The 10,378-nt window shown below is 59.8% G+C and carries 10 protein-coding genes; 3 read left to right on the top strand and 7 right to left on the bottom strand.

What is annotated here, in order from left to right:
- Nucleotides 1-111 precede the first annotated feature (111 nt).
- The 4 genes from QMX84_RS24615 to QMX84_RS24600 form a co-directional block, all read right to left on the bottom strand.
- Nucleotides 112-999, bottom strand: a complete 888-nt coding sequence (locus QMX84_RS24615; RefSeq protein ID WP_262126683.1) for a DMT family transporter — start codon at nt 997-999, stop codon at nt 112-114.
- A gap of 64 nt (nt 1,000-1,063) precedes the next feature.
- Nucleotides 1,064-1,879 carry a sugar phosphate isomerase/epimerase gene (locus QMX84_RS24610; protein ID WP_048367471.1) on the bottom strand — a complete coding sequence of 272 codons (816 nt, stop codon included), beginning with the start codon at nt 1,877-1,879 and terminating at the stop codon, nt 1,064-1,066.
- 11 nt (nt 1,880-1,890) lie between these two features.
- The gene (locus tag QMX84_RS24605) at nt 1,891-2,946 is read right to left on the bottom strand and encodes a Gfo/Idh/MocA family oxidoreductase (protein ID WP_282365008.1); all 1,056 of its coding nucleotides are present in this window, start codon (nt 2,944-2,946) and stop codon (nt 1,891-1,893) included.
- Nucleotides 2,947-3,053: 107 nt separating this feature from the next.
- Complete coding sequence (locus tag QMX84_RS24600; RefSeq protein WP_282365007.1) at nt 3,054-3,833, bottom strand: IclR family transcriptional regulator; 780 nt, start codon at nt 3,831-3,833, stop codon at nt 3,054-3,056.
- A 151-nt stretch (nt 3,834-3,984) separates the two neighbouring features.
- Between QMX84_RS24600 and QMX84_RS24595 the strand changes: the two genes are divergently transcribed.
- Nucleotides 3,985-5,703 (top strand): FAD-dependent oxidoreductase, encoded by a 1,719-nt coding sequence (locus QMX84_RS24595; RefSeq protein ID WP_282365006.1) that lies wholly within the window; start codon nt 3,985-3,987, stop codon nt 5,701-5,703.
- A 49-nt stretch (nt 5,704-5,752) separates the two neighbouring features.
- On the opposite strand, the gene pcaG is transcribed toward QMX84_RS24595, so the two are convergent.
- From pcaG to pcaQ, 3 genes are all read right to left on the bottom strand, one after another.
- The gene (gene pcaG / locus QMX84_RS24590; protein ID WP_282365005.1) at nt 5,753-6,358 is read right to left on the bottom strand and encodes a protocatechuate 3,4-dioxygenase subunit alpha; all 606 of its coding nucleotides are present in this window, start codon (nt 6,356-6,358) and stop codon (nt 5,753-5,755) included.
- Nucleotides 6,359-6,369: 11 nt separating this feature from the next.
- On the bottom strand, nt 6,370-7,089 hold the full coding sequence (pcaH, locus tag QMX84_RS24585; RefSeq protein ID WP_048367478.1) for a protocatechuate 3,4-dioxygenase subunit beta: 720 nt from the start codon (nt 7,087-7,089) through the stop codon (nt 6,370-6,372).
- Between the two features lie 98 nt (nt 7,090-7,187).
- On the bottom strand, nt 7,188-8,117 hold the full coding sequence (gene pcaQ / locus QMX84_RS24580; protein ID WP_282365009.1) for a pca operon transcription factor PcaQ: 930 nt from the start codon (nt 8,115-8,117) through the stop codon (nt 7,188-7,190).
- 310 nt (nt 8,118-8,427) lie between these two features.
- On the opposite strand from pcaQ, the gene QMX84_RS24575 reads away from it, so the two are divergent.
- The gene (locus QMX84_RS24575) at nt 8,428-9,321 is read left to right on the top strand and encodes a neutral zinc metallopeptidase (RefSeq protein WP_282365004.1); all 894 of its coding nucleotides are present in this window, start codon (nt 8,428-8,430) and stop codon (nt 9,319-9,321) included.
- The gene (locus tag QMX84_RS24570) at nt 9,322-10,305 is read left to right on the top strand and encodes an alpha/beta hydrolase (protein ID WP_282365003.1); all 984 of its coding nucleotides are present in this window, start codon (nt 9,322-9,324) and stop codon (nt 10,303-10,305) included.
- The last annotated feature ends 73 nt before the right edge of the window (nt 10,306-10,378 follow it).

Raw genomic sequence — 10,378 nt, 5'->3', positions numbered from 1 at the left:
GGCTTGCTCGCGATGGTCTTCAGAGCGCCTCATTTAACAGGCCACTACGCATCATCGTTAACGACCATCGCGAGCAAGCCCGCTCCCACAGAGGTAGAAATGTGTTGTGGCTTAAGCCGCCCTTTTCTTGCGCTGTTGCCATGCCGCCGCCAACCCGCTGACACAGACAATCGCGATGCCGATCCGTGAGGTCAGGTCCGGCGTGTGGTTGAACAGCAGCCAGCCCAGCAACCCTGAAAATACAATCTGACAGTAACTAAAAGGCGCCAGCAATGCCGGGGCGGCGAGGCGGAACGACTGTGTCAGGAGCAAATGCGCGGTCATGCCCAGGGAGCCAAGCGCGAGCATTTCCAGGCCATGCACCAAGGTCGGCGTCTGCCAAAAGAACGGCACCAGCGCACTCAGCACCAGTGCGTTAAACAAGCCGGCAAAAAAGTTACTGGTGGTCGGTGTGTCGTACAGGCTGAGTTTGCGCGTGAGGATCTGGTAGCAACTGAAACACAGCGCTGCCGACATCGGCAGTAGCACCGCCGGGGTGAACAAGTCGCCCCCCGGATGGATGATCACCACCACGCCGATAAACCCGCAGCTCACTGCAATCCATTGCCCCCGGGTGACTTTTTCGCCCAGCAACGGCCCGGATAGGGCCGCCACCAATAACGGTGCCAAAAAGTTAACCGCGGTGTTTTCCGCCAACGGGATGTACAGCAGCCCGAAGGTGAAGAACAGCCCGGAGCCCAGCAAGCAGATCGCCCGGTACACCTGCAGCAACGGGCGCTTGCTGCGCAGCACCCGTAGCCCCGACTGCGGCAAGAAGTAACTGGCCATCAGCAAGGTGTGCACCATATAGCGCGCCCACACCACCATCACCACGGGGTACAAACCGCTCAAGTACTTGGAGAGCGCGTCATGACTGGAGAACAACGCCGTCGCAATCACGATCAGCAGAATGCCCTTGAGTGGCTGGTTAACGCCTGAAAGTGGCGTAGGCAATGTCATCGAACACCTCAATGTGGAGCAATGGACTCACAGCACTCAGCCACCCGCATCCGGGCGCTACGCACTACAGCTGTTGCAAAAGCACCCGGGTTTTATCAATCGCCCATTGCGCCCGTTGTTCGGCGCTGACGCCTTGTGCCTGGAGTTCCACGCAGGGGATTTCAAGGCTCAGCGGTATGTCTTTGGGCAGCAATCTCAGCAAGCCGAGCAAATCGCAGTCACCGTCACCGGGAAAACGCCGCTCATTGCGCGCTTGGCGCAAAATTTCCTGCATGTCATCGGGCGTTGGTCCCGCCACGTCGCACAACTGCATATAGCGCATGCGCGACGGCTCTACCCGGCTCAAGTCTTCAAGGCTTGAGCCAGAGCGGTTGAAATGGAAGGCATCGACCAATACGCAGCCATTGACGCGACCCGCCTGCTCAACCACCCGCACCGCCTGCTGCAGGTTCTTGGCATCGGTCCACGGCATGAACTCAAGATGAGGATAGATCCCGTAAGGGCGACTCAAGTCACACAATTGCGCAAAGTTATCGGTCATGCGTTGTTCATCGGGGTCATTGCCGGCCACCAGCAACTCGGTGGCGCCGAATTCAGCGCCCACAGACAGGATCTTGTCGAAATCTGACACGCAGGTCTGCGGCTTCAAACGAAGAATCTCGATATCGAGCACTTTGATGCCGGTGTCGTGCAGGCGCTTGAGCGTTTGCCTGCGTAAAGCCGGGTCATTGACCAGCGGGAAGTGATACTCCTCTGGCGTGGCAGGTTCGAGGCGCAGACCGACATGGCTGTAGCCGGTGCGGGCGGCAATGTCGATCATGTCGACCGGCGAGACTTCCAGCACGGTCAGGGCAGCAAGGGACAAAGGACGAGAATTCATAGTGGGCTCTTTCAGGCGTCGATAGGGGCTGGGGCGCAGGCCCGGCCAGTGGCAGCGGCTTCACGAATGGCTTCAATCAGCGCCAGGGTGCGGGCGGCATCCGCCGCACTCACCAACGGCGCAACCTCGCGTCGAATCACCCGAACAAAATGTTCCAGTTGCAAACGCAGGGCTTCATCGGGCTTGAAGGCTTCTTGCTCGACCAGCAACGGCTGGCGCCACCCCGCGCCGTCCTCGGCGTAATGCCAGCGTTTGAGCTGCGGGATGCTTAACGCCCCACCGGTGCCTGCCAGCAAATAGCAGGGTTGATCGCTCTGGCGCGGATACACCGGGTTTTCCCCCGAGTCCAGTTCCCAGCTCCAGGGCGCGGCCACGGCATCGGAGCCGGTCAACGTGCCGAGCGCACCGCTCTCAAATTGCAGCAAGATCGCCGCACAGTCCTCATTGCCATAGCCGCGCACGGCATTGCTGGTGATGGCCTGTACCTGACGGACTTCGCCGCACAAATGGCGCAGCAGATCCAGATCGTGGATCAGGTTGGTGAGCAACATTCCCGCCCCGGCCTCACGTCGCCACGGAATGTCGAAATAGCTTTCAGGCTTTTGCAGTTGCCACAACGCGGTCACCGTACTCAGACGCCCCAGCGCCCCGCTGTGCACCAGCTCATGCGCCCGCACAATCAGCGGGTTGTGGCGTCGATGGTGGCCCACCAACACCGGCACGCCGCTGTCCCGGGACGCCGCCACCAGCGTACGCACTTCTGCCAGATCCACGCCTACGGGTTTCTCCAGCAGCACCGGCACACCCGCTGCCAGGCAGGTCAGCGCCGTGCTCACGTGTAAGGTGTTGGGGTTTGCGATGATCACGCCATCGGGCTTTGCGGCCGCCAACATCTGCGCCGTGTCAGCAAACCATTCGACCCCGCATTGCGCCGCAAACCCGGCCGACTGCGGCGCAGGGTCTGCGACCGCGCAGAGCACAGCGCTGTCGAGGCCTTTTAGATGATGAAGGTGCTGGCGGCCCATGATGCCGGCGCCCACCAAAGCGATACGCAGTGAAGCGTTCAAAATGCTGATCCTCTTGTAAGAATTATGGAATCACAGAATTCCGATTAATTTAGAATCTGGTTCCACTTTCTTGCAAGATAAATTAACCACTCCGTTCAATTTAGCCGTCAGGCGTCGAACAGTTCGGATGCCTGACAGGCTACCGACAACTCCTCGGTGAACTGCAGCAGCAATGGCGCCAGCTCGTGCAAGCGGGCCTGAGGCAGGCGTGCACTGGGGCCCGCCACACTCAACACGCCGACCACATGTTTACCCAGCGGGCTGCGCACTACGGCGGCAATGGCGCTGGTGCCAATCGCCGAGCTTTCTTCGACCCAGGCATAGCCCTGCTCACGGGCGATACGCAGACGCTCGAGCAACTCCACATTGGAGTGCGGCGCATTCGGCCCCACGCCTTCAGGGGGCGTAATGCCCTGGCGTTCAACCTGTGCCAGGGCCATGGCATCGCTCATGCTGGCCAGCCAGGCATGCCCGGAGGCCGTGTAAAACAGTGGCGCATCGCGGCCCATGTCCGGGTCATAGCGCAGGCCAGAGCGGGCGCCCTGAGACTTGGCGATCCAGGTCAGGCGCTCGCCATCCACTACGCCCAAACGCACCAGTTCGCCGGTTTCTTGGGCGAGTCGATCAAGGATCGGCTGCACAATGTCGGCCCCGCTGCTGGCCAGGTATTGAAAGCCCATGGCGACCAGCTTGGTCGACAGATGGTAACGGCTGTTCTCGCTGTTTTGCCGCACATAGCCCAACCGCACCAACTCGGTAAGCAAGCGGTGGGTCGCACTTTTAGGGATGCCCAATTGCTCGGCCAGCGTCTGCATCGGCACGCCGCGAGGCTCCTGCGTGAGACTCTCAAGCACACTGAACACCCGTTCGATCTGACTGCCAGCCATACAAAGCCCTCGCAAATGAAAGGATTCTAAAAGGTAAACCCGCAAACGCAAAAGCTGGAACTGAACAAACACACTCGGGGTTGTTGTTTTTAGAGCAAATCTTTATATTTTGGAACTCAATTCCAAAAATAATTAAACCTGGAGCCCCACGATGACCGCAGCCCCTCAACCCGACGTTATCGACTGTGATGTGCTGATTGTCGGCTCCGGTGCGGCCGGTTTGTCCGCAGCCGTCACAGCCGCCTGGCACGGGCAAAAAGTCATCGTGGTCGAAAAGGATGCTGTCTTCGGCGGTGCCACGGCCTGGTCCGGCGGCTGGGCCTGGGTGCCGTGCAACCCGCTGGCTAAACGCGCCGGGATCATTGAAGACGTAGATTTGCCGCGCACCTACCTCAAGCATGAATTGGGCGAGCGTTACGACCCGGCCATGATTGACGCGTTTCTGGATGCCGGGCCGCGAATGGTGGCGTTCTTCGAGCGCCATACCCGCTTGCAGTTTGCCGATGGCAACGCCATTGCCGACATCCACGGCGACACCCCTGGCGCCGGGACTGGCGGGCGCTCGGTGATCGCCGCGCCCTATAACGGCCGCGAGGTCGGAAAGCTGCTCAAGCGGCTGCGCAAAACCATGCGCGAAACCAGTTTTATGGGCATGCCGATCATGGCCGGGCCAGACCTTGCGGCCTTTCTCAACCTGACACGCTCACTGCCGGCCGCCTGGCACGTGACCAAGCGCTTTGGCCGCCACCTGATTGACCTCGCCCTGCATGGCCGCGCCTTGCAATTGGTCAACGGCGTGGCGCTGGTGGCGCGACTGGCCAAGTCGGCTGAAGACTTGGGCGTATTGCTGTGGGAATCCGCACCGGTCACATCACTCACTCAGGACGAGGCAGGCGTTACTGGCGCAGTGGTCAAGACAGCACGCGGGGACATCCGCATTCGCGCCCGCAAAGCGGTGGTGCTGGCCGCCGGGGGCTTCGCCAATGATATTGAGCGGCGCAAGGCGCTGTTTCCGCGCACACCGACCGGCCACGAACACTTGGCCCTGCCGCCGCTGGGCGTCAATGGCGATGGTCTAACCCTCGGTGAAAGCGCTGGCGGTCAGATCAACAGCGACTTGCACTCCACGGTCGCCTGGGCTCCGGTGTCCCGCGTCACGCACAGCGACGGCAGCATCGGGCACTTTCCGCACATCATTGAACGCGCCAAGCCGGGGATCATTGGCGTATTGAGCAACGGCCAGCGCTTCGTCAACGAAGCCAATGGCTACTACGATTACGTCACCGCCATGGTGGAACAAGCGCCAGCCGGTGAACCGATCGCTTCGTGGCTGATCTGCACCCATGACTTCCAGCGCCGTTACGGGCTCGGCATCTCGCGGCCGTTTCCCATCCCCGTGGGGCCGTTTATCCAGTCCGGCTACCTGAAAAGTGCCTACACCCTGGAAGGCCTGGCCCGCGTGTGCGGCATTGACGCCAAGGGCTTGCAAAGCACCGTGGATGACTACAACCGCCACGCGCAAACAGGCCAGGACCCACAGTTTGGGCGCGGCTCAACCCCGTACAACCGCAAGCAAGGCGACCCGCTGCATCAGCCCAACCCTTGCGTGGCGCCGATCAGCAAAGGGCCGTTTTACGCGGTCAAGGTCGAACCCGGCTGCTTTGGCACCTTTGCCGGTCTCAAAACCAACGAACACGCCCAAGTGCTGAACGCTGACGGTCAGGCGATAAAAGGCTTGTATGCGGCAGGCACGGACATGGCCAGCATCATGGGCGGGTACTACCCGGCGGGGGGGATAAATCTTGGGCCAGCCCTGACGTTTGGCTACATCGCCGGGCGGCATATGGCGGGGGTGACGCAGTACGAGTGAGTCATTGAGGTGGGAGTCAGGCGGGTTAGCCTGCTCCCACATGCGGCCCTTAAAAATCGAAGAACACCGTTTCGTTCGGGCCTTGAATATAGATATCAAAACGGTACGCCGGTTTGCCGTTCACTTCGCAGCGATGGGCAATCAGGGTTTCACGGCGCTGCGGTTGCTCGATCAGGTTGAGCACCGGGCATTTGCCGTTGGCCTCCGGCTCGTCGCTGAAGTACAGGCGGGTCTGCAAATGGATGTTGATCCCGCGGGCAAACAGCGACACGTTGATGTGCGGCGCCATCGGCACGCCTGCGGCGTTTTTGACCACGCCCGGCTTGATCGTGTTGAGCGTCCATTCCCCGGCATCAAAGGTCGTGGCCGTACGGCCGAAGCTGTTGAAAGGCTTCTCGGCGTCGAAATGTTCGTCGTAAACGCCTTCGTGGTTGGCTTGCCAGAACTCCAGAAAAGAGTCGCGGACCAAATGGCCATTACCGTCATGGACGTTTCCGACCAGCACAATGTGCTCGCCCGGCGCATCAGCCTTGGCCATGTCGTTCCAGATTTCTTCCGGGCGGGACGGGTTACCGGCGGCGGCCAGCGCCAGGCCGATATGCACGTAAGGGCCAGCCGTTTGCGATGGCGTTTCGGGTAGCAGTTCGATAGGCATGACGAGGCTCCTCAGCAGTTTTCGAAGTGAGTCTTGCGCTGACCGCGCAGCACGATGTCAAAGCGATAGGCCAGGCAATCCATCGGATTGGCGGCGCCCATGTCCAGGCGCGCAATCAGGCTTTGCACCGCCTCAGGGTTGGCAATCGACTTGACGATCGGGCACATAGGGATCAGCGGATCGCCTTCGAAATACAACTGGGTAATCAAGCGCGTGGCAATCGACGGGCCACTGATCGACACGTGAATATGCGCCGGGCGCCAGTCATTGGGGCCGTTGCGCCACGGGTAAGGGCCGGGCTTGACGGTACGGAAGCTGTAATAGCCCTGGCTGTCCGTGAGCGTGCGGCCCACGCCACCAAAGTTCGGGTCCAGCGGGGCCAGATAGCGGTCGTTTTTGTGACGATAACGGCCACCGGCGTTGGCTTGCCAGATCTCTACCAGGGTGTGCGGGATCGGCTTGCCGTATTGGTCGCAGACACGACCCGAGAGCAAAATCCGTTCACCGACCGGCAAACCGCCATTGTTGAAGTTCAACAGCAGGTCGTTGTCGAACTTGCCGAATTTGAGATGAGAAAAATCAGGGCCACTGGTTTCGCTCACCGATTGCGGGATGCTCACCAGCGCCTGGCGCGGGGAACGGGCAATCGAGGTTTTGTAGTCAGGGGTCAGGGCTTTGGGGTGCCAGTTGCGGTCACGGATGATAAAGCGCCGGCTGTCTGCATCAGACATGTCGATCTCCTGTTGTTTTTATAAAGGCCAGGCGCCAGTTTTAAACAACAGAGGTTCAAGCACTATTGAAAAGGCCAACCCATAACATAACCAAATGGTTATGGATAAACACCTTCGGCATAGGCCTGCCCCAGCTCACGCAGCACCTCGACACAGCCTTGGGCCGCCACCGACATGGGCACATGGGCGTTACTGCAAATGCCGATCGAACCGCCCGGCTCACGCTGGCCGAGGTCAATTTCATGCAGTTCGCCGCTGGCCAGGTCCAGGCGCACGGCATCCAGCGGGGCTATCCACACCGCATCGTTACGCAGCACGTAGCGGCGGCTCAACGTGACTGACAGGGTTTCCAGACGCTGGCGCGACTGGCTGATGCCGCACTGCACAAACAGGCTGTCGGCAAAGGTGCGGATGGTGGTGTTGGCCAGTGGCAACACCAGCGGGTAGCGCTCCAGCTGGCTACGGTCCAGCGGGCTCTGCAGCAACGGATGGCCCGGCCGCACCACCAGGGTCATCGATTCGCTGTACAGGTGTTCAAAGTTCATGCCCTGAATTTCCGGGCTGTCGGTCATGCGCCCAATCACCAAATCAACATCACCGACACGCAACTGCGACAACAGATACGCACTCGGCCCGGTCACGACACTCACCACCAGCGCTGAATGGCGGGCGTGCAGGCGGCTGACCAACTCGGGTACCAGCAGGCTCTCAACGGTGGACAACACCCCCAGCCGCACCGTCCCCCCGGAGTATTCGCCCCCGCGCAAGGCGCTCACCCCTTCGCGCAAAGCCTGCACCGACGGCGTCGCATAACGCAGGAAAGCGCCCCCTGCCTCGGTCAGACGGACACCGCTTTTACTGCGCACAAACAGACTCACCGTCAGCAGCTCTTCAAGCTCCTTAAGGGTTTTGGACATGGCCGGCTGACTCACCGCCAACACATCCGCCGCCCGCGCCAAACTGCCTTGGCGTGCCATCTCCAGAAAGCACACCAGATGACGGTATTTGATGCGGGTATCGATGTTCACAGGGGTCGTACTCATAGCTAATCGGCGGACCTATTCAACCACTTACGTCCAAGGTCGCAAACTGCATTAAGAAATCTCAATTTATAAACCCTGTAATCGCTGTCGAGGCACGAGGCTGCGAGGGTTTCGAATCAACCCTGGACGGCGGTCCTGCGGCCCGCATCGCAGCCTCGTGTCTCGACAGCGACTACAAAAATTGCAGCGTTTTAGCGTCGTATGTAAATCTCTCAACAAACGTCTGACAGCCGGGCTGGCGCTGTGCCTACCGAGCAGCAACACTCAATAAACAGATTTATCAGAGGATTCCTCCATGCAATGGAAAAAAGGCCGCCGTAGCGACAACGTTGAAGACGTGCGCGATCAAAGTACCGGTGGCCGTGGAGGAATGCGCATCGGTGGCGGTAAAGGCTTGAGCCTGATGGCGGTGGTGGTGATTGTCGGGATTGGCCTGCTCACCGGTCAGGACCCTTTGCAGATCCTCGGCCAGCTCAGCGGCCAACTGACGGAGCAGTCGTCACCTCAGGTGACGCAGCAAGCAGGCCATGCGCCGCCTGCCAATGATCAGCAAGCAGACTTTGTACGGGCGATTCTGGGCGACACCGAAGACACTTGGCGCCAGGTGTTTCAACAGTCAGGTCGTACTTATAAAGACCCGACGCTGGTGCTCTTTCGCGGCCAGGTCAGTTCGGCCTGCGGCTTTGCCACGGCGGCCAGCGGGCCTTTTTATTGCCCGGCTGACCAGAAGGTTTATCTGGACATGAGTTTCTTCCAGGAGATGGCCCAACGCTTCAAGGCCGCCGGGGATTTTGCCCAGGCGTATGTGATCGCCCATGAAGTGGGGCATCACGTGCAAACGCTGTTGGGGGTTTCGTCAAAAATGCAGATGGCCCGCCAGCAAGGCAAGCGCATGGAGGGTGACGGCGGTTTATTGGTGCGTCAGGAACTGCAAGCTGACTGCCTGGCCGGGGTGTGGGCCAACCTTGCGCAAAAACGTCACGACTGGCTGGAACCGGGCGACATTGAGTCCGCTCTAAATGCTGCCACTGCCATTGGTGATGACCGTTTACAACAGCAGTCACAAGGGCGCGTAATGCCCGACTCGTTCACCCATGGCACTTCTGCGCAACGCGTGAGGTGGTTCAAGACCGGTTTTGCCAACGGTGATATTAATCAATGCGACACCTTTTCGGCAGCGAGGCTTTAAATGGCAAAACGGTTGATGGCAGTCGTCGGTCTGGTGCTCGCGTGCTCTTCGGCAATAGCCGCAGAACACGGGGTCAAAGTGTTAAGCCCCGATCAGATGAAGATCGGCACGAGCGAGCTGAATATCGGGCTCAGTCAAAACTGGAATCAACCGTTGCCCGCTGTGCAGCGGGCGCTGATTGTGATCCATGGTCGCTTGCGCAATGCGCAAACCTATCTGGAGAGTGGCGAAAAAGCCGCGACGCAAGCCGGGCAGTTATCCACAACCCTGGTGATAGCGCCGCAGTTCCTCAACGAAAGTGATGGCACCCGCCACACGTTGCCCAACGATGTACTGCGCTGGCACACCAACGACTGGATGGCCGGCGAGCCCGCGATCAGCCCAACACCCTTGAGTTCGTACGCGGCCATAGACCAGATCCTGCAACGCCTGGGCGACCGCAAGTTGTTCCCTAATTTGCGCGAAGTGGTCATCGCCGGGCATTCGGGCGGTGCACAAGTGGCGCAGCGCTATGCCCTGACCACTCAGGCGGACAAAGCCCTGGAGGCTGAAGGCATCAAGGTGCGTTACGTGATTGCCAACCCGTCGTCTTACGCCTATTTCGACAAGCAGCGCCCGGTACCTAGCTTTGATCCGGCCAATTGCCCCGGTTTCAATACCTGGAAATACGGGCTTAAAGAGTTGCCCGCCTATGTGGCCGGGCAAAAGCACCACACGCTTGAGCAGAACTATGTGAGCCGCGACATTACCTATTTGCTCGGAGCCAAAGACACCGACCCCAACCACCCGGCGCTGGATAAAAGCTGCGAAGCCGAAGCCCAGGGTGCGTATCGCTTGATACGCGGGCACAACTACTTTGACTACCTGACCCAGCGCCATCCGCAGGGGCTCAACCAACGCTTGGTTGAAGTGCCAGGCGTTGGCCACAACGGCGATGAGATGTTCACCTCGCCAGAAGGGCAGAAGGCACTGTTCGCGAGGTAAGTTCGCCCTGCTCTTTGTAGGAGCGAGCTTGCCTCGCGATCTTTTGATCGTTTAAAAGATCGCGAGGCAAGCT

The organism is Pseudomonas sp. PS01297 (assembly GCF_029959305.1).
Taxonomy (GTDB): Bacteria; Pseudomonadota; Gammaproteobacteria; order Pseudomonadales; family Pseudomonadaceae; genus Aquipseudomonas; species Aquipseudomonas helleri.
This window is presented reverse-complemented; position numbering and strand designations above follow the sequence as displayed.

Excerpts from the sequence above, each read along its gene's own strand:
- QMX84_RS24615 (WP_262126683.1), bottom strand. The coding sequence starts at position 999 with ATGACATTGCCTACGCCACTTTCAGGCGTTAACCAGCCACTCAAGGGC.
- QMX84_RS24610 (WP_048367471.1), bottom strand. The coding sequence starts at position 1,879 with ATGAATTCTCGTCCTTTGTCCCTTGCTGCCCTGACCGTGCTGGAAGTC.
- QMX84_RS24600 (WP_282365007.1), bottom strand. The coding sequence starts at position 3,833 with ATGGCTGGCAGTCAGATCGAACGGGTGTTCAGTGTGCTTGAGAGTCTC.
- QMX84_RS24595 (WP_282365006.1), top strand. The coding sequence starts at position 3,985 with ATGACCGCAGCCCCTCAACCCGACGTTATCGACTGTGATGTGCTGATT.
- pcaG (WP_282365005.1), bottom strand. The coding sequence starts at position 6,358 with ATGCCTATCGAACTGCTACCCGAAACGCCATCGCAAACGGCTGGCCCT.
- pcaH (WP_048367478.1), bottom strand. The coding sequence starts at position 7,089 with ATGTCTGATGCAGACAGCCGGCGCTTTATCATCCGTGACCGCAACTGG.
- QMX84_RS24575 (WP_282365004.1), top strand. The coding sequence starts at position 8,428 with ATGCAATGGAAAAAAGGCCGCCGTAGCGACAACGTTGAAGACGTGCGC.
- QMX84_RS24570 (WP_282365003.1), top strand. The coding sequence starts at position 9,322 with ATGGCAAAACGGTTGATGGCAGTCGTCGGTCTGGTGCTCGCGTGCTCT.